Consider the following 20,219-nt stretch of genomic DNA (forward strand, 5'->3'; position numbering starts at 1 on the left):
TATTTAAAGTAAATATGGTTTTAAATAAAAGGGATCTAGCAGATAAATATGAAGATAACTAAACAATATTATATTAATAATATGTGTTGGGGATGGTTTATTGGTTTATGTTTTTTATATCTATTTTGGAATGATGAATTTAGGTATAAGACTATTTATTTAATTATTAATATTTATGGAACTATATTCTTTTCCGTATCTAAATGGGCAGTTGAGAGTTTCTTTCTTAAGTTTACTACAAGAGAGTTTTGGAATAAGGGGTTATTTATGGATACACCAGGAAAAATGGGAGGGGTAGCGGTATATCATGGAGTCGTTTTTTTATTGACTATTCCAATTACAATTATTTACGTTATGGTTTTGTTAATGAAAGGTTGCTTATTAAATAAGTAACCTTTCATTATATAAAGTTAAATTCCCAAGAACTGGTTGGCTTTTTCAACTAAATCATCATTTATTAATGCACCAACACCAGCCATGATTAATCCATAGCCTAATATACCTATAGGACCACCTAGAAGCACACTAAATGTAAATCCAGCTACAGATGTAGCTGCCATTCCTACTATAAGCGTTTCTGTTTTGACAAAAAAAGGACGCCAGTCATCGGTTTGTATTGCTTTATGTAATTCGGTAGCCCAATCTGAAAAGTTAATAGCGTAACCAGTATAGGTCATACCTTTACTAAATTTTTTTAATTTTTGAGCTATATCATCGAGTTTGATCGATTCCAATGCAGTTGCAATAGCTTTACGATCTTTGGCATTAATTCTTCTATTGATATCTGCTTTGTATTTTTCGTAAGCTTTTAGCGCATCATCAACGTTACGGATGGCTTTTCCTCTGGCTTGTTGTGCTAAAGACTCTGCTAATTTCCTTGCTTTATCACCATAAGCATTAAACACTTCCTTATAAAAATCAGCCGTAAACTTTATTGAATCATGTAACTGATTAAAATCATTATCTATTTTTTCTTTTTTATTGGCTTGTTGAGCTAAAATATCAGCAATTTGGAAATTGCGATATGTAAACGTCATATTATTATGGAAATCTTGGCATGCGGATTTAAAATCTTGTTCTCTGATATATTTTTGCATCTCAGGGAAATTATTTATATTGTCTGCACCTTTATCCGCATATAAGGCATGTAAGGCTAATCGAACTGAGGGTAACCAGCGGGAATATTCCCCAAATTTTTCACCTATATTTTGTAACATAGGGTCTGGATGAGGACTAAAATGAATATCAAAGAGAAAACCATTTATATAGTTCATTTTTTGGTAAAACATTCTACTTAGATTCAGATCTGCTTCAAATATACGACCTATATTTTCATTATTTAATGGAATGTTATTTTCTTCCATATTTAATAATAGTAATGGAGAGCTTTTATTAAACTCGTTTGATCTATGCATTAAAGCACGGCCATAAGGTCGCATTATTAATGCTTTTTTTAATGCTAACTCGGTTTTCTGTTTTAAGTAAGATTTACATTCATTTTTAAACGCTGGACAATTTTTCTTTCCGCAAACAGGGCATTCTTGGTTTTTATCCTGCATAAAATTATTACAAATAATATTTGTAGCTTGATTAAAAGAAAAACCATTATTAAAAGCATACTCAGGAATATAAGCACTATGTGGCGTTACAGTTAATGAACTAAATTGAATTATATTTTCACCCATTTTATTAATCCTTTGATAAAAATGACGTATTTATATGATGTTGAAAAGTGGATTTATAGCGAGGAGTATATTTGTAAATAACAAATTTATAGTTCAATTTAAAATGTCATTATTCTTTCAAAAAAGTTATTTTTAAGATCTTGAGCTTGAAATGATAAGATGCCGAGAAAACTGTTCTCGGCATTTTTTTATCTAAAAATGTATTAAACAGGATAAACTCACTCTTATTTAAAAGGCAATATGATGTCAGAAAATCGTGAAATCTTTCGTTTATTAGAAATTATGGTACAGCTACGTGATCCTGAAATAGGGTGCGAATGGGATAAAGTGCAGACTTTTGACACTATCGCACCTTATACATTAGAAGAAACCTATGAAGTATTAGATGCCATTACACGCAAAGATTTTGCTGATTTAAAAGAAGAGCTGGGCGATTTGCTTTATCAAGTTGTGTTTTATTCACGCATGGCGCAAGAGCAAAAGTTATTTGATTTTAATGATGTTTGTGAAGCTATTAGTAATAAGCTAGAACGCCGTCACCCTCATATTTTTGCTTCTGAAAGCGAAAACAATTTATCAACAGAAAAACATCGTTGGGAAAAACTTAAAGCTCAAGAGCGTGAGGCAAAAGCACAATTTTCATTATTAGATGATATTCCCGCTACTTTACCAGCCTTAATGAAAGCAGAAAAAATTCAAAAGCGTTGTGCTTCAGTGGGGTTCGATTGGAATGAACTAGAGCCTGTCTTGGGTAAAGTTTATGAAGAAATTGATGAAGTGATAGCTGAGGTGAAAAAAGAGCCTCAAGATGCCTCTCGAATTGAAGATGAGTTAGGTGATTTATTGTTTTCTGTGGTGAATTTATCACGTCATTTAAAACAAAAACCCGAGCAAGCATTAAATCGAGCATGCCGAAAATTTGAACAGCGCTTTCGTTTTGTTGAAAAAACGCTCTCAGAAAAAGGCACTGGCATAGAAAATGCCTCATTGGAAGAGATGGAGATCTGTTGGCAGAAAGCAAAAAGACAACCGGTTGAGTGAATTGTGACACGCAAATTAACACCAATGTGACATAAAGTGCGATAAAAATAGTCTGTAACATCTCGTTTTTTCAGCTATTTTTATAAAAATATTTAAAAATCAAAATTATAAAATGTAATTTCGTTTTTTTGTTTTTGGGTGATTTAAAGTTTTGCATTTGCATTCTATTACATTAGAAGTGTGATTAATCTCAAAAAAATTAAACGTATGATCATAAGCAAAAGATCTCGCTATAAACCTGCTACACTTAATATTGTGAAAAAATAAAGCATCTCTTCTCTAAAAGTGATAGCTTAGCTGAAAGGATTAAGCTAAAATGCTTGTGAAATATTTTCACGGGTTTAGTTAATTGAATTTTTACTGTTTTTTCGTGTTTAAACGGATAAGTGGCGTGATGAAAAAGAACTTTATACTACTAAGAATGTTTGTAGCGAAAATAAGGTTCGGGTATACTGTGTTCCCGTCCAGTTATATCCATCATCCTAATACACCTAAACTTTCAGGTTCAGCATGAAAACGAATTATATTTTTGTGACCGGCGGGGTCGTATCCTCTCTGGGTAAAGGCATTGCCGCAGCCTCTCTGGCGGCTATACTCGAAGCCCGTGGACTCAATGTCACCATGATGAAGTTGGATCCGTATATCAACGTCGATCCAGGTACTATGAGCCCAATTCAGCACGGGGAAGTCTTCGTTACTGACGATGGTGCTGAAACTGATCTCGACTTAGGACACTATGAGCGCTTTATTCGCACGAAAATGACTCGTCGTAATAACTTCACGACAGGTCGCGTATACTCGGAAGTACTACGCAAAGAGCGTCGTGGTGACTATCTTGGGGCTACAATTCAAGTTATTCCTCATATCACTAATGAAATCAAAGAACGCATCATCCGTGGCGGTGAAGGTCATGATGTCGTTTTAGTTGAAGTTGGCGGGACAGTTGGTGATATCGAATCCTTACCATTCTTAGAAGCGATTCGCCAAATGGCAGCAGAAGTGGGCCGCGAGCACACATTCTATCTACATTTAACATTGGTGCCTTATTTAGCCGCTTCTGGTGAAGTGAAAACTAAACCAACTCAGCATTCTGTAAAAGAATTACTGTCGATCGGTATCCAGCCTGATGCGTTGATTTGCCGTTCAGACCGCGTTATCCCTGCTAATGAACGTGCGAAGATTGCGCTGTTCTGTAATGTACCAGAGAAAGCGGTTATTTCATTAAAAGACGTCGATTCCATTTATAAAATCCCTGCACTATTGAAATCTCAGGGATTAGATGATTATATCTGTAAACGATTCAGCTTAGATTGCCCAGTCGCAAACCTTGCAGAGTGGGAACAAGTTATTTACGAAGAAGCTAATCCTGAAGGCGAAGTGACCATTGGTATGGTTGGTAAATATGTTGAATTACCAGATGCCTATAAATCAGTGATTGAAGCATTAAAACATGGTGGTTTCAAAAGCCGTGTTGCTGTAAATATCAAACTAATTGATTCACAAGACGTTGAAACTCGTGGCGTAGAAATGCTTAAAGGGTTAGACGCAATCTTAGTACCAGGTGGTTTTGGTGAACGTGGTGTCGAGGGCAAAATTATGGCTGCTCAATATGCACGTGAAAATAAAATCCCTTACTTAGGCATTTGCTTAGGTATGCAGGTTGCTATGATTGAGTTTGCACGTAATGTTGCTGGAATGGAAGGTGCAAACTCCACTGAATTTGCACCAGATTGCAAATATCCAGTTATTGCGTTAATTACTGAATGGCGCGATGAAGACGGTAATGTCGAAGTGCGTTCAGAAGAGAGTGATTTAGGTGGTACGATGCGACTTGGTGCTCAGCCTTGCCATTTAAGTGGAGATAGCTTAGTTCGTACACTGTATGGCAAAAACACCATTACAGAACGCCATCGTCACCGTTATGAAGTAAATAATCTACTATTAAAACGTATCGAAGATGCGGGTTTACGTATTGCAGGTCGTTCAGTAGATAATAAACTGGTGGAAATTATTGAAAATCCAAACCATCCTTGGTTTGTTGCTTGTCAGTTCCACCCAGAGTTTACCTCAACGCCGCGTGACGGCCATCCGTTATTTGCAGGCTTTGTGAAAGCAGCCTTTGATAACCAAAAAGGCCTGCTGAAATAGGATATATGAGAAGAGATAGAATATCTCTTCTCGGAAATTTAACTTGTACAGAGGAAAACCGAATGTCCAAAATCGTTAAAGTACTTGGTCGTGAAATTATTGATTCTCGTGGCAACCCAACAGTTGAAGCAGAAGTTCACTTAGAAGGTGGTTTTGTTGGTATGGCTGCGGCTCCATCAGGCGCATCAACAGGTTCTCGCGAAGCTTTAGAATTACGTGATGGCGATAAATCACGTTTCTTAGGTAAAGGTGTTCTGAAAGCGGTTGCTGCTGTTAATGGTCCAATCGCTAAAGCGATCCTTGGCCAAGATGCAAAAGACCAAGCTAACATCGATAAAATCATGATCGATTTAGATGGTACTGAAAACAAATCAAACTTTGGTGCAAACGCAATCCTAGCGGTTTCTTTAGCAAACGCAAAAGCGGCTGCAGCTGCAAAAGGTATGCCTTTGTATGAGCACATTTCTGATCTGAACGGTACTCACGGTCAATATTCTATGCCTCTGCCAATGATGAACATCATCAACGGTGGTGAGCACGCAGATAACAACGTTGATATCCAAGAATTCATGATCCAACCAGTTGGCGCACCAACTCTGAAAGAAGCAGTGCGTATGGGTTCAGAAATCTTCCATCACTTAGCAAAAGTGTTAAAAGCAAAAGGCATGAACACTGCAGTAGGTGACGAAGGTGGCTATGCACCAAATTTAGAATCTAATGCTGCTGCATTGGCTGCTATCAAAGAAGCAGTTGAAAAAGCAGGTTACGTTTTAGGTAAAGACGTTACTCTGGCTATGGACTGTGCAGCTTCTGAGTTCTACAACAATGAAACAGGTAACTACGAACTGAAAGGCGAAGGCAAAACCTTCACTTCACAAGAGTTTACTCATTACTTAGAAGAACTGACTAAACAATACCCAATCGTTTCTATCGAAGATGGTTTAAACGAATCTGATTGGGATGGTTTTGCATACCAAACTAAAGTTCTTGGTGACAAAATCCAATTGGTTGGTGATGACCTATTTGTAACTAACACTAAGATCCTGAAAGAAGGTATCGACAAAGGTATTGCTAACTCAATTCTGATCAAATTCAACCAAATCGGTTCACTGACAGAAACTTTAGCTGCAATCAAAATGGCGAAAGATGCAGGCTACACTGCTGTTATCTCTCACCGTTCTGGTGAAACTGAAGATGCAACTATCGCTGACTTAGCAGTTGGTACAGCAGCAGGTCAAATCAAAACAGGTTCTATGAGCCGTTCTGACCGTGTTGCTAAATATAACCAACTGATCCGTATCGAAGAAGCATTAGGTAACAAAGCACCTTTCAACGGTCTTAAAGAAGTTAAAGGCCAAGCATAATCTGGCACCTTTGATTAAAAAAATTTATTAATCTGAAAGGGGAGAACATTGAGTTCTCCTCTTTTTTTTATTTTTTTACCGAAAAAATAGCATATTTATTTTTAACCGTTTTGAAAAAAGTGTGATGTGTAAGAGGAAATAGTGTTCAATTATTACTCTTTTATTAATAAATTGGTTAATTCTCGTGGATGAGATCCCAATTATTAGTTTTGCGCATTTTCAAGGACGAGAAATGTTTTTATATTTCACATATAACCTATTTCGTTAACAATTTAAGCTTAGTGAATCCAATGTTCATATCAGCTAATGTGGAGTATTATCATGGACGCATCCAATTTAGCCCCATCGGCGAAGTCTAGTCCGATAAACAAACGAGGGTTAATTATTCTGGCTATTGATGTGGTGTTATTACTACTTTTGCTAGAATTTTTACCTTATGATCCGAAGGCCAATGCAGGTTTAGCATTAATGGTGTTTGTGGGTGTGTTATGGCTGACAGAAGCTATTCACGTGACGATAACAGCATTATTTATACCTATTTTAGCCGTTGTGCTTGGGCTAATGAATACCAATGAGTCATTAAAATCATTTGCAAATCCTATCATTTTCTTATTCTTCGGTGGCTTTGCATTAGCGACAGCACTTCATATTCAAGGGCTTGATCGCTTAATTGCTAACCGCTTGCTGATGATTGCAAAAGGTAAACTGTCAATCGCTGTATTGCTGTTATTTGGTGTTACTGCATTACTTTCAATGTGGATCAGTAACACAGCAACAGCTGCGATGATGCTGCCTTTAGTATTAGGTATTTTATCTAACTTAGATATTCGTTCAGAACGTAATACTTTCGTCTTCGTATTACTAGGTGTTGCTTATAGTGCCAGTATTGGTGGTTTAGGTACGTTAGTTGGTAGCCCACCTAATGCGATTGCCGCGGCTCAACTGAACTTAGATTTCATTACGTGGATGAAGTATGGTGTTCCAATCATGTTGGTATTATTGCCTATCATGTTTATTGTAATGTACCTAATGCTGCGTCCTAACTTGAAACATAAGTTTGATCTGAAATTAGAAGTGTTAGAGTGGAATAACAAACGTGTTATCACCATGATTATCTTCTTAGTTACCGTATTTTGCTGGATCTTTAGCTCTTTCATCAGCAGTGCTTTTGGTGGTGTAAAAGATTTAGATACAGTTATTGCGGTTAGTGCAGCAATTGTAATCGGTGTAACAGGTGTAGCAAGTTGGAGCCAAATTCAAGAGAACACTGAGTGGGGTGTATTAATGCTGTTTGGTGGTGGTTTAACACTGAGCGCAATTTTACAATCATCTGGTGCAAGCTTGGTTATGGCTGACTTTATGAAAGATACCTTTGGTAATAGCCATTGGTTTGTGATCATCCTTGCAGTAACGACCTTTATCATCGTATTAACAGAGTTCACCAGCAATACAGCAAGTGCTGCGTTATTAGTACCTATCTTTGCAACCGTTGCACAAGCGTTAGGTATGCCAGTAATGGCGTTGACAATGATTATTGGTATTGGTGCATCTTGTGCGTTTATGTTACCTGTTGCAACCCCACCAAATGCGATTGTCTTTGGTTCTGGTTATATTAAACAAACTGAGATGGTACGTGTCGGTGGTGTGCTGAACTTAGTGTGTATCTTAGTTATCTCTCTGTTTGCTTGGTTCTTCTGGTTATAAGTGAATACGTTAAATTAATCTTGATGAGATAAAAATAGAGCGCTTGATAGTGATATCGGGCGCTTTTTTATTGCCTTGTTCTTATCTGTTATTTGGATTGGCATCCTAGTTATTATAGGGATTGCTCTAGAAAAAGGAGAGGTGAGATGACTTTTATGGGCTATAAAAAACCATCAATATTAAGACTAAAAATGTCATAACATTGATGGCTATTTAAAATAGAAAATAACTTAATTATTTTGTGTAAAGTGTAAGTTGTGTACCCGGTTTTAACATTTTAATGTCTGAGTTCCAACTCATTAATAATTTAAGGTTAATACCGTGACGACGAGCGATGCTGTAATAAGAATCTCCCTGTCGAACTTTGTAATAACTCGGAGACGGTTTTGTCGGTTTTGTTACCGTAGTATTACTGGCACTGCCCGCATTATGAATTTTTAATGTTTGTCCTACTAATAGGGTGCTTTTTGCATTTAATCCATTAATACGTTGTAAGTCTTTTATGCTCATATTGTAGCGACGAGCAATAGCGTAAAATGAATCCCCAGAGCGAACTTTATAAACACCTTCTTGCTTAATAGACTGATTTGTTTTGGCGACAGCTAAACGAATAGTCTCTAATACCGCTTCATCTTCAAAAGCGTTACGGAATTGATCAAGCTTATTGCGAGGCAACATAATCACATGAGGGCCATTAGGTGCGGTTATGCCACGTTTATAGCCTGGGTTATAATCTTTCACAGTATTAATAGGTAGCTGACTTAATTCAGCAACTTTATTTAATGTGATTTGTTCACCGACATCAATGGAAGCTAATGCTTTATCACGATAGTTACTTTTAGGAAAAGTAATGTTTTCTTCGTTTTCACGGATAACTTTACTTAAAGCGAGAATTTTAGGTACATAATTCATTGTTTCTTTAGGTAAAGAGAGTGACCAATAGTCTGTGGGTAGGTTTTTACTTTCATTTGCCTTTATTGCTTGCATAACACGGCCTTCACCAGCGTTATAAGCAGCAAGGGCAAGTGCCCAATCACTATCAAACATTACATACAAGCGTTCAAGTAAATCAAGTGCGGCTTTGGTTGATGCCATGACATCACGACGACCGTCATACCATTGGTTTTGTGCTAAACCATAGTAATTACCAGTTATTGGAACAAATTGCCATAAACCAGCAGCATTTGCAGAAGAGGTAACATGGGGATTAAACGCACTTTCAACCACAGGAACTAAAGCTAGTTCCATCGGTAATTCACGTTTTTCAATTTCATCAATAATCGAATACATATAAGGTTCAGCACGAGAAGCAACGCTTTGTATATGTTTGGGATTATTTAAAAAATATAATTCTTGCTGCGAGATCCTTTCATTTTCAGGGAGATCCATTTTTAATTCACTTATCACATAACCCCATAAATTGGTTTTGACATCATATTGAGGTTGTTGAGAAGTTGAAGTCCCTTTCGTTGATGTTGGTGTGATCGCAGACAAATTAGGTTTAATATTCTCAGATTGCTGGCAGCCCGCCAATAGCAATATGGAGAACAAAATCGCTTTTGTCTTCATAATATAAAAATTCATCCTGTGTGTTTTTTGAACCAAATGATACTTAGTGTGCCAAAATAAAACAATCAATAGAAATCAAAAGTTGTCTTTTAATTCTCTTAATTTTGTAAATGTCTTAATTGGAGCATATGTATTAGTGGTTATACCTAAAATCCTTTGCAAATCAATATCGTCAGATTTCAAAAAAAGATTAATATTCTTTTCGTTTTTCAGTGTTATTGGCACAGTAGGTTGCAAATTTTTACGCATTTCACTAACTTGGGCTAAATAATCGGTAATAAGTGCATTTTCTGGCATGATATGATGTGCAAAGGTCATATTTGATAGGGTGTATTCATGAGCACAACAAATTAATGTGTCATCAGGTAAAGCGCTCAATCTTTGTAATGAACTAAACATTTGTTGTGCGGTACCTTCGAATAAACGACCACAACCACCAGAAAAAAGTGTATCGCCACAAAATAAATAGGGTTCACAATAATACGCAACATGACCTAATGTATGGCCTGGTGTGCCAATCACATTAAAAGTGAAAGTGCCAACAATGATGCGCTCTTGATTATGAATAATATTTTCAGCCCCTTTACTTTGTGTTTCTTGTGGGCCAAAAACGTCAATGTTAGGATATTTTTTTACAAGTTCAGTAACGCCACCAACATGATCATCATGATGGTGGGTTAATAAAATCGCGATAGGTGTTAGCGAGCGTTGTGAAAGCATTTCAATAACAGGCTTGGCTTGTGACGGATCCACAATCACACATTCACTATTTTCATTACTTAATAGCCAAATGTAGTTATCGGATAAAGCAGGAATTCTGATAAGCTCCATATAAGTTACCTTACTTATAAAATATAAAGGGTTAAACGATGAAAGCAGCGCGTTCAGCAAAACCAATTATGATGCCAGATTCTTGGCGTGATATTCCATGGGGGGAATATTATCGCATGGCTATCGAACTGCGTTTACAAAATTGGTGGCCAAAAATGTATGGCTTTCATTTATTAAAACTCGGTCAACTCAGTGCTGAACTGGATACCAAATTAAGTATCGTTTCACATCAAGTCAATGTGACATCTAATAAAATAAATGCAGATGTTATCGCCTCTTTAGATTATTTACCCTTTGAAAATAAATCGATTGATGTTTGTCTTATGGCGCATGTGCTTGATTATAGTGCAGATCCCCATTGGCTATTACGAGAAGCAGATCGCGTTTTAATTGATGATGGCTGGATAGTATTAACGAGCTTTAACCCTATGAGTTTATTAGGATTGGGTAAATGCACGCCTTTTTTACGACAAAGGCAACCTTATTCAAGTCGTATGTTTTCACTTCGACGCCAAATTGATTGGCTAAGTGTGCTAAATTACGAAGTGATGACACAACAGAATTTCCAGATTATGCCATTTTCAAGACCAATAAAATGTGATGGCAGCCGCTATCACATCGGTGGCTGTTTAAATCTAATCATTGCACGTAAAAGAACGCTTCCTTTAACACCCACAGCCTTGAAATTTGTATTGCCACGCATGAGTGTAAAAGGTCGAGTTTTAGGCGCTACACGTAATCATCCAGAGCCATAATGCTTACTAATCTGTGGTTTTATCTTTTTGGCTTTCGATATAACCTGTGTCTTCTTGTGTAGGTGATTGAGCCGCCGTTCTTGCTAATTCATCACAACGTTCATTTTCATCATGACCTGCATGGCCTTTTACCCAATGCCATTCAATTTCATGACGAGTAATAGCACTATCTAAGCGTTTCCATAAATCGACATTAAGCACAGGGCTTTTGTCTGCTTTACGCCACTGGCGCTTTTTCCAGCTATGGATCCACTGTGTAATACCCTGTCTGACATATTGGCTATCTGTTGTCAGTGTGATTTTACAAGGGAATTTTAATGTTTCTAATGCTACGATAGCGGCAAGAAGTTCCATTCGGTTATTGGTGGTCATAAAAAAACCTTCACTTAGGGTTTTTTCATGTTGTTGATAGCGTAAAATAGCGCCATAACCACCAGGGCCAGGGTTGCCTAAGCATGAACCATCGGTGAATATTTCTACCTGCTTGTGCATAAAGGCGACTTATCCTTTTTGATTAATACGAAAAACTAACCCTAAGTCTGACATAAAAACGGATTATGAGCACTCCAATCACACGACAAATTGTACTTGATACCGAAACTACTGGTATGAATAAGCTGGGCGTTCATTATGAAGGTCATAATATCATTGAAATTGGTGCTGTAGAGGTTATCAATCGTCGATTAACAGGGCGAAATTTCCATGTTTATATTAAGCCCGAAAGATTAGTTGATCCTGAAGCGTTTGAAGTTCATGGTATTAGTGATGAGTTTTTAGAAGATTGTCCTTCTTTTGCTGATATCGCTGACGAGTTTTTAGAGTATATTCGTGGCGCAGAGCTGATCATTCATAACGCATCGTTCGATATTGGCTTTATGGATTATGAGTTTAGAAAACTTAACCGTGATATTCCGCCTACTGAAACGTTCTGCCAAATTACCGATAGCCTTGCAATGGCAAGAGCATTATTTCCCGGTAAGCGAAATAACCTTGATGCCTTATGTGATAGATACTTAATAGATAACTCTAAACGTACTCTTCACGGCGCGTTATTGGATGCTGAAATACTTTCTGATGTCTATTTGGCAATGACCGGTGGACAAACAGCATTAGCATTTTCAATGGAAGGTGAATCAAATAACGAGCAAGAGCAAAATGATATCCAGCGTATCGAGCGCCCTGTTTCAGGATTAAGAGTAATAAGAGCAACCGCAGAAGAACTTGCTGAGCATGAGTCTCGATTAGATTTAGTTGAGAAAAAAGGCGGGCATTGTTTGTGGCGTCCAGCATCAAATGATGAGGCTGTTTGAAGATAAAAAATGCAGAAATGGTTAACTGAGATTAAAAACTATCCAAATGCATCTTTTTGTTAGAAAAACAGTTGACGACAAGGCAAGAGATTCGTAATATTCATCTCGTCCGAGAGGATACGCGGAGCGGTAGTTCAGTTGGTTAGAATACCTGCCTGTCACGCAGGGGGTCGCGGGTTCGAGTCCCGTCCGTTCCGCCAAATTATGATGCCATGCTATTTATTAGCATGGCGTTTTTGCTATTGAGGTTTTATCATTATGCCATACCTGCAGTATGCCACTTTTCCGACCTTCTACCCGTAAATAAGCCAAATATTCACGTAAATCACGCTGTAATGTGTGTTCATATACATTGAACTCTTTGGGCTAAACATAAGAACACAAGGCTTTCTCCTACCATTAAGCGGGCAACTCCAGTACTGATCCCCGTTGATATCCAAACTAGCCCCAGCTAGCCAGTAACACCCTGTTTATTAGACCCGAATAGCCGTTTAATTGAATATATAAATAATTACTGGAAACCAATAAAACAGATTTTAACATTGCCTCAATTAAAAATATAAATATATTTTATGTATATGCTTCTCGGACTTGTGATTGATGACGGGGTATCTTTAATTGTTACCCTTCGAAAAATTACCGTTAAAATAATTAAAGCAATTAGAATAATAAAATAAATCATAATAACAAAGTGAACTAAAAGACTATAATAATGCAAATTATCACTTTTAATTAGCTTTAATTACTCTTTTGCGGATTAATTTAAAGGATTTTCAACCTATATAATAAAATTATTTTTCCTTTAACTTGATTGATTTTGTTTATGTAATTCCAGTAAATATGTCTTTTTACAGTTAGGGTTGTTGGTTCAACGTTAAATTATTGTTGGTTTTAATGACTGTTATATTGTATAAATACATTCATATTGCTAATGAATTTTTCTTTCAGGTTATACATCAATCCACATAGCGATGGTTGAATCTTCAACAAAATGAAGAGTTAGCTGAAGCAGCAAGTGAATTGAGTGCTGAGCATGTAGCGAAGGCAACAGTATTAGTGAAGCGCGGGATGGAATATATAAAACTACTCGCCCAGCAACTTGAAATCCTGACATTTATGCAACAAAGAGGAATTTGCGTAATAAGGTGTTAAGGATCGCCATCCATTATTTTATACAGCAAGCCGACGTAGATTTTTTTGTGGACAGTTACTGATTTATCGAAACAAAGAGCCGGGAGCTAACTATGGTTGATAGAATATCAGAGCAAGAGCATCTTGATGGGGCTGATTCAAAACGTGAAAAGAGTTATAGAGTGACCACCGAAGACAGTCTATTGAATAATAGTCATCGATGTGATGCCAGAGAAATTCTTTCTGAATTTCATAAAGTTGGAAAACATTTTGTTACCCACCAAAAATTACAACAACTGGCAGTATATCGAGATGAATTAGCCCGCAATTCCGCTGGTGATTGGATGTTAAGTTTTCTCAACGTCGTCTTGGATAAATTTGATGACACTTATAGTTACCGATCTTATCTAGCACTGGATTTATTACATTGGCAGAATTACACAGAAAATAGTGCTGATTATATTGATTGGCAACTGACTATTATTACTATGGATTTAATCCGTTTTGAGCTAGAGGCATTGCGTAATAATGGCAGTTGGCTCTATGAAATGGCACCAGATCAGCGACTTGTTAATATGCGTTGCCGACGACTGATAAAGTGTATGGGAAAAGTATATCAACGAATGAATATACAGTGGGAAAATAATGAGCGGGATATGATAGCGATCTGCGACACAATTTGTTCCGCTGTGTTTTTACGCTTATCTGATAATGAAAAATTACGCTTAGAATACTCAATGATACCCGTTTATATTAATCATGATGAGTACATTTTTTTACGTATATTACAGGCTTTTGAAACATTGTTTGATTGGCTGGCCTCTTGTTTAACGGAAGTTATTGCCTTTGCTAAATCGGATCTGAAACAAGCAACTGAACTCTTGTTTCTCAGTGCTAATCGATTGAATGAAATGGCAGCACTTTTTCCATTGCTATCGACGTTGCGGGTTGATGGCTTTCATAGGTTCAGAGACTATACCGAAGGTTCTAGTGCAATCCAGTCACGCAGTTATAAAAAAGTTGAATCATTGTGTAGTAGACCTGATGCTGAAAGATTCAATTCAATAGCCTATCGAGCGGTACCGGAGGTAAGCGAGGAGATTTTATGCAACCCTGAGACGATTGATGATGTTTTTAATCTTATTCCTCAGGATAATTTGTATAAAGATGATTTTCATCAAGCGATGGAGTCGTTTGGATTAGGCATGAAAATATGGAGGCAGTCGCATTACGGTATTGCTGTAAAAATGCTGGGCGCCTCGCCAGGTACTGGCAATACTGAAGGTACTGCCTACCTTAAAGAAGTGAGAAAAATACCTATCTTTAAAAATATCTGAACAAGGTTAGTTATAACCACATTAAATGATAATCCAATTCGGAGGGATGCCTTTCATTACTAAACCCCAGCATTTATGCTGGGTTTTTTGCTTTGTAAACTTTCGCGTATTATTAAATAAGCTGTTTTCTGAAACTATTTTCTGCAAAAATAATAATGGAAAAAAATATTCAATTAACACAGAAAAAAGAAACTTTAGGCTTATTGAAAGTCAAAATACGAAAAATATATTCTTTATTGTAATAAAATTTATAAAAACCATTCTTGGAATAACCTAATTACTTATTTTCTCACTCATTTTGCTAAGGTGATAAGTAACATTTACGTTACGCTGACTTTCCCTTTTAGTTATATATGATGTAAATAAGATTTTTATTACTGAATCAGTGGGTTATCTGCTTTTTATCTTTTTTAATCTCTTATAATTCTACGTCCTTGTAACAAGTTTAGTCAGTTATTAGGTTATAATTAAAACAATACAGTATTTATTTGATTTGATGGATAATTCAGCAATGAAATTTTATCTTGATTAGTCATATCAAGCTAAGGTTTAATAGCACGCTTCTCAATTGCGCAAATCATTGTCTTTTTTGCTTTTCGTTGCGCAACAATGCGGTGGTGTAATGTTATTTTCCGCTTTGATCGTAAAAAATGCCGTGCAAATCAAAGAATTATTGCTTTAAGCTAATTACGATAGCCACCTTGGTGGATTTTTTATATTGCGGTTTTTTGCCTGCATTGAGAGAATCAGCTATCTAGATGCTTTTTATCCGACTTGGAGTAGAAAATGACCACTCGTAAAACCCTTGCTAATGCGATCCGTTTTTTAAGTATGGATGCTGTGCAAAAAGCGAAATCAGGACACCCTGGCGCCCCTATGGGTATGGCTGATATTGCAGAAGTATTATGGCGTGATTTTTTAAATCATAACCCGACTAACCCTAACTGGGCTGATCGTGACCGTTTCGTATTATCTAACGGCCACGCTTCAATGCTGATTTATAGCTTACTGCACCTGTCTGGTTATCAAGTTTCTTTAGATGATCTAAAAAACTTCCGTCAATTGCATTCTAAAACGCCGGGTCACCCAGAATATGGTTATACCCCTGGTGTTGAAACAACAACGGGTCCTTTAGGTCAAGGTATTGCAAACGCAGTGGGCTTTGCTATTGCAGAACGTACATTAGCGGCTCAATTTAACCGTCCTGGTCATGACATTGTTGACCACTACACCTACGCCTTTATGGGTGATGGTTGTATGATGGAAGGTATCTCTCATGAAGCGTGTTCTTTAGCTGGAACATTACAGTTAGGTAAACTGATTGCATTCTATGATGACAATGGCATCTCTATTGATGGTCAAGTGCACGGTTGGTTTACTGATAACACAGCAGAACGTTTTGACGCTTATGGCTGGCATGTCATCAGTGGCATTGATGGACACGATGCAGCAAGCATCAAAGCCGCGGTTGAAGAAGCAAAACAAATTACTGACAAGCCTTCACTGTTGATTTGTAAAACCACTATCGGTTTTGGTTCCCCTCATAAAGCAGGTACTGCTGATTCTCACGGTTCCCCATTAGGTGATGCAGAAATTGCTGAAACACGTAAAGCGTTAGGTTGGGAATATGGCGCATTCGAAATTCCACAAGAAATCTATAAAGAGTGGGATGCGAAAGAAGCGGGTAAAGCAAAAGAAGCTGCATGGGATGCTAAATTTGCTGCATACGCAGCACAGTTCCCTGAATTAGCGGCTGAATTCAAACGTCGTGTTTCTGGTGAATTACCCGCAAACTGGGAAAAAGATGCCAAAGCATTTATTGAAAATCTGCAACAAAATCCTTCAAGCATCGCAAGTCGCAAAGCGTCTCAAAATGCATTAGAAGCATTCGGTAAAGTATTACCAGAATTCATGGGCGGTTCTGCGGACTTAGCACCAAGTAACCTGACCATGTGGTCTGGTTCTAAAGCACTGAACGAAGACAAGGCCGGTAACTACATCCATTACGGTGTGCGTGAATTTGGTATGTCTGCAATCATGAACGGTATTGCATTACATGGCGGTTTTGTTCCTTACGGCGCAACCTTCCTGATGTTTATGGAATATGCGCGTAATGCAGTGCGTATGGCTGCACTGATGAAGATCCGCAGTATCTTTGTTTATACTCATGACTCTATCGGTCTGGGTGAAGATGGCCCAACTCACCAACCTGTTGAGCAAATGGCAAGCCTGCGTGTCACTCCAAACGTGAGCACATGGCGTCCATGTGACCAAGTTGAATCAGCTGTTGCATGGAAATATGCTATTGATCGTAAAGATGGCCCTACAGCGCTGATCTTCTCTCGTCAAAATCTTGCACAACAACCACGTACTCCAGAGCAACTGGCAAATATTGAGAAGGGTGGTTACATCCTGAAAGATTGTGCTGGTACGCCTGAATTAATCTTTATTGCCACAGGTTCTGAAGTTGAATTAGCGGTTAGCGCTTATGATCAACTGACTGCTGAAGGCCGTAAAGTACGTGTTGTTTCTATGCCAGCAACAGATGCATTTGATAAGCAAGATGCAGATTACCGTGAAGCAGTATTACCAACATCAGTGAAAGCACGTGTTGCTATCGAAGCTGGTATTGCTGACTATTGGTTCAAATATGTTGGTTTAGAAGGCGCGATTGTTGGTATGCATAGCTTCGGCGAATCTGCACCTGCAAACGAATTATTTGAAGAGTTTGGTTTTACTGTTGAAAATGTGGTCACACAGGCAAAATCTTTACTTAAATAATCAATAAGTGTTAACAAGAGCACATTTTTGGGAAGAATTTCTCAGATGTGCTCTTTTTTTATCCTTCCATCTTTGTTTACTATTGCGATCTTCTCTCATTTCTCGTAATCTGATTATCAATAAGCTGAACCGTTTCAGTTAATGCTAAAATGTCGGTGACTGCACAATTTCTAGATTTACTTGATTTATCGTTGTTGATTAGTATCTTGCTCTATTATTCTAAGCGGTTGCAAATCACAAGTTATCAAGGAAGTCACATGACAATCAGAGTCGCTATTAACGGTTTTGGTCGTATAGGGCGTAATGTGTTAAGAGCGCTTTATGAATCAGGTAAACGGGCTGAAATAACGGTTGTTGCAATAAATGAATTGGCTGATGCACAAGGCATTGGGCATCTTCTCAAGTATGACTCCAGTCACGGACGTTTTGCTTGGGATGTACGAATTAATAACGATTTATTGCAAGTAGGTGATGATAGCATTCGTCTTTTTCATCATGCTGATATTGCTGATTTACCTTGGGGTGAGCTTGGTATTGATGTTGTGCTTGATTGTAGTGGTGCTTATGGCTCTCGTGCTGATGGTGAAGCTCATATTGCACAAGGTGCAAAAAAAGTGCTCTTTTCTCATCCGGGGACAACAGATTTAGATGCAACAGTGGTTTTTGGTGTTAATCAACATGAACTTAAAAAAGAACACCGCATTGTTTCAAATGCATCTTGTACAACAAACTGTATTATTCCCATCATTAAAATGATGGATGATGCGTTTAATATAGAGTCAGGAACAGTAACAACAATCCATGCAGCCATGAACGATCAACCCGTGATTGATGCATATCATAAGGATTTACGCCGTACTCGTGCCGCAGGACAATCTATCATTCCTGTTGATACGAAATTAGCCGCAGGAATTACTCGGATTTTCCCAAAATTTAAGGATCATTTTGAGGCAATTTCTGTACGAGTTCCTACAATTAATGTGACGGCAATTGATTTAAGTATCACTGTAAAAACTGCTGTAAATGTGTTAGATGTCAATCGGTTAATTCAAAAATCAGCAACTGGCGCATTTCGTGGTATAGTGGATTACACAGAATTGCCATTAGTCTCAACTGATTTTAACCACGACCCTCATAGTGCTATCGTTGACGGCACTCAAACAAGAGTCAGTGGGCAACACCTGATCAAGACGTTAGTCTGGTGTGATAATGAATGGGGCTTTGCTAATCGGATGCTTGATACAACGTTAGCAATGGCTGCAACTGGTTTTAAATAATCATGTTTTAATGACGGTGTCGCGTAAAATACAACACACTGAACAGAAGATTACTAAATTTTAGAGAATCAATGAGAGGATTCATCATGTCTGTAATTAAGATGACCGATTTAGACCTAGCGGGTAAACGAGTTCTTATCCGTGCTGACCTGAACGTTCCAGTAAAAGATGGTAAAGTGACTTCAGATGCGCGTATCCGTGCTTCTTTACCAACAATTGAAGCCGCGTTAAAACAAGGCGCTAAAGTGATGGTAACTTCTCACTTAGGCCGTCCTACCGAAGGTGAGTACAACGAAGAGTTCTCTTTAAAACCAGTTGTTGACTATCTGAAAGACAAATTAACTGCACCTGTCAGTCTTGCTAAAGACTATTTAAACGGTGTTGAAGTTAATGCCGGTGAATTAGTTGTTCTTGAAAACGTTCGTTTTAACAAAGGCGAAAAGAAAGACGACGAAACACTGTCTAAACAATACGCTGCATTATGTGATGTATTTGTAATGGATGCATTCGGTACAGCTCACCGTGCTCAAGCATCAACTCATGGTGTTGCTAAATTTGCACAAGTTGCTTGTGCTGGCCCACTGTTATCAGCAGAACTTGAAGCATTAGGTAAAGCATTAGATAAACCAGCACGCCCAATGGTTGCAATTGTTGGTGGTTCTAAAGTTTCAACTAAACTGACTGTATTAGATTCTTTATCAAAAATCGCTGACCAATTAATCGTTGGTGGTGGTATCGCAAATACCTTTATCGCAGCAGAAGGTCACCCAGTAGGCCGTTCTTTATATGAAGCTGATCTTGTCGATGATGCTAAGAAATTAATGGAAAAATGTGATATTCCAGTACCAAGCGATGTTCGTGTTGCAACTGAATTTTCTGAAACAGCAGAAGCTGTATTGAAATCAGCAAATGACATTAAAGATGATGAACAAGTATTGGATATCGGTGATGTGACTGCTGAACGTTTAGCTGAAATTCTGAAAAATGCAAAAACTATTCTGTGGAACGGTCCGGTAGGTGTGTTTGAATTCCCTAACTTCCGTAAAGGTACAGAAATCGTTGCTAAAGCAATCGCAGATAGTGAAGCATTCTCTATCGCTGGCGGTGGTGATACGCTAGCTGCTATTGATTTATTTGATATCGCAGACAAAATCTCTTACATTTCAACCGGTGGTGGTGCTTTCCTAGAATTCGTTGAAGGCAAAAAACTTCCTGCTGTTGCAATGTTAGAAGAACGCGCTAAACAGTAATTAAGTCAGCTCATACAGGTAGAAAATTATTTTCTA

At 37.7% G+C, this 20,219-nt stretch carries 15 protein-coding genes and 1 tRNA gene; 12 read left to right on the forward strand and 4 right to left on the reverse strand.

The genetic code is table 11. From position 1 onward, the window contains the following. The first annotated feature begins 48 nt into the window (after positions 1-48). The gene (locus GWI59_RS16650; RefSeq protein WP_115065125.1) at positions 49-393 is read left to right on the forward strand and encodes a colicin E1 family microcin immunity protein; all 345 of its coding nucleotides are present in this window, start codon (positions 49-51) and stop codon (positions 391-393) included. A 17-nt stretch (positions 394-410) separates the two neighbouring features. Here GWI59_RS16650 and GWI59_RS16655 read toward each other — a convergent pair whose 3' ends face one another. Next, complete coding sequence (locus tag GWI59_RS16655) at positions 411-1,685, reverse strand: colicin-like pore-forming protein (protein ID WP_237584691.1); 1,275 nt, start codon at positions 1,683-1,685, stop codon at positions 411-413. Positions 1,686-1,928: 243 nt separating this feature from the next. Here GWI59_RS16655 and mazG point away from each other — a divergent pair, with 243 nt between their 5' ends. The 4 genes from mazG (at position 1,929) to GWI59_RS16675 (ending at position 7,942) form a co-directional block, all read left to right on the forward strand. Further along, complete coding sequence (gene mazG / locus GWI59_RS16660; RefSeq protein WP_161725130.1) at positions 1,929-2,726, forward strand: nucleoside triphosphate pyrophosphohydrolase; 798 nt, start codon at positions 1,929-1,931, stop codon at positions 2,724-2,726. Between the two features lie 510 nt (positions 2,727-3,236). After that, positions 3,237-4,874, forward strand: a complete 1,638-nt coding sequence (gene pyrG / locus GWI59_RS16665; RefSeq protein ID WP_072063587.1) for a glutamine hydrolyzing CTP synthase — start codon at positions 3,237-3,239, stop codon at positions 4,872-4,874. A gap of 62 nt (positions 4,875-4,936) precedes the next feature. Further along, positions 4,937-6,238 carry a phosphopyruvate hydratase gene (gene eno / locus GWI59_RS16670; RefSeq protein WP_036911952.1) on the forward strand — a complete coding sequence of 434 codons (1,302 nt, stop codon included), beginning with the start codon at positions 4,937-4,939 and terminating at the stop codon, positions 6,236-6,238. 321 nt (positions 6,239-6,559) lie between these two features. Beyond that, complete coding sequence (locus GWI59_RS16675; protein WP_004247295.1) at positions 6,560-7,942, forward strand: SLC13 family permease; 1,383 nt, start codon at positions 6,560-6,562, stop codon at positions 7,940-7,942. 234 nt (positions 7,943-8,176) lie between these two features. Here the strand turns inward: GWI59_RS16675 and mltD are convergent, their stop codons facing one another. Both mltD and gloB read right to left on the reverse strand, forming a co-directional pair. Further along, entirely contained in the window at positions 8,177-9,511 is a 1,335-nt protein-coding gene (gene mltD / locus GWI59_RS16680; RefSeq protein ID WP_109399234.1) for a murein transglycosylase D, read from the reverse strand. A gap of 75 nt (positions 9,512-9,586) precedes the next feature. Beyond that, positions 9,587-10,342, reverse strand: coding sequence for a hydroxyacylglutathione hydrolase (gloB, locus tag GWI59_RS16685; protein ID WP_109399233.1), 756 nt, complete (start codon positions 10,340-10,342; stop codon positions 9,587-9,589). Between the two features lie 38 nt (positions 10,343-10,380). Between gloB and GWI59_RS16690 the strand changes: the two genes are divergently transcribed. Beyond that, positions 10,381-11,097 carry a methyltransferase domain-containing protein gene (locus GWI59_RS16690; RefSeq protein ID WP_006534926.1) on the forward strand — a complete coding sequence of 239 codons (717 nt, stop codon included), beginning with the start codon at positions 10,381-10,383 and terminating at the stop codon, positions 11,095-11,097. A gap of 6 nt (positions 11,098-11,103) precedes the next feature. Here GWI59_RS16690 and rnhA read toward each other — a convergent pair whose 3' ends face one another. Continuing rightward, on the reverse strand, positions 11,104-11,589 hold the full coding sequence (gene rnhA, locus GWI59_RS16695) for a ribonuclease HI (protein WP_072063582.1): 486 nt from the start codon (positions 11,587-11,589) through the stop codon (positions 11,104-11,106). A gap of 65 nt (positions 11,590-11,654) precedes the next feature. Between rnhA and dnaQ the strand changes: the two genes are divergently transcribed. The 6 genes from dnaQ to pgk all read left to right on the forward strand — a co-directional run bounded on the left by dnaQ (position 11,655) and on the right by pgk (position 20,183). After that, a complete protein-coding gene (gene dnaQ, locus GWI59_RS16700) occupies positions 11,655-12,407 on the forward strand; it encodes a DNA polymerase III subunit epsilon (protein WP_006534924.1) in 753 nt (250 codons plus the stop codon). A gap of 123 nt (positions 12,408-12,530) precedes the next feature. Then, a tRNA-Asp gene (locus tag GWI59_RS16705) sits at positions 12,531-12,607 on the forward strand. Between the two features lie 1,044 nt (positions 12,608-13,651). Continuing rightward, positions 13,652-14,875 (forward strand): hypothetical protein, encoded by a 1,224-nt coding sequence (locus GWI59_RS16710; protein WP_109847836.1) that lies wholly within the window; start codon positions 13,652-13,654, stop codon positions 14,873-14,875. Positions 14,876-15,661: 786 nt separating this feature from the next. Next, on the forward strand, positions 15,662-17,656 hold the full coding sequence (gene tkt, locus GWI59_RS16715) for a transketolase (protein ID WP_072063579.1): 1,995 nt from the start codon (positions 15,662-15,664) through the stop codon (positions 17,654-17,656). A 257-nt stretch (positions 17,657-17,913) separates the two neighbouring features. Next, positions 17,914-18,933 carry an erythrose-4-phosphate dehydrogenase gene (gene epd, locus GWI59_RS16720; protein ID WP_161706577.1) on the forward strand — a complete coding sequence of 340 codons (1,020 nt, stop codon included), beginning with the start codon at positions 17,914-17,916 and terminating at the stop codon, positions 18,931-18,933. Between the two features lie 86 nt (positions 18,934-19,019). Continuing rightward, the gene (gene pgk, locus GWI59_RS16725; protein WP_072063577.1) at positions 19,020-20,183 is read left to right on the forward strand and encodes a phosphoglycerate kinase; all 1,164 of its coding nucleotides are present in this window, start codon (positions 19,020-19,022) and stop codon (positions 20,181-20,183) included. Positions 20,184-20,219 lie beyond the last annotated feature (36 nt).

Source organism: Proteus sp. G2673 (assembly GCF_009915125.1).
GTDB lineage: Bacteria > Pseudomonadota > Gammaproteobacteria > Enterobacterales > Enterobacteriaceae > Proteus > Proteus penneri.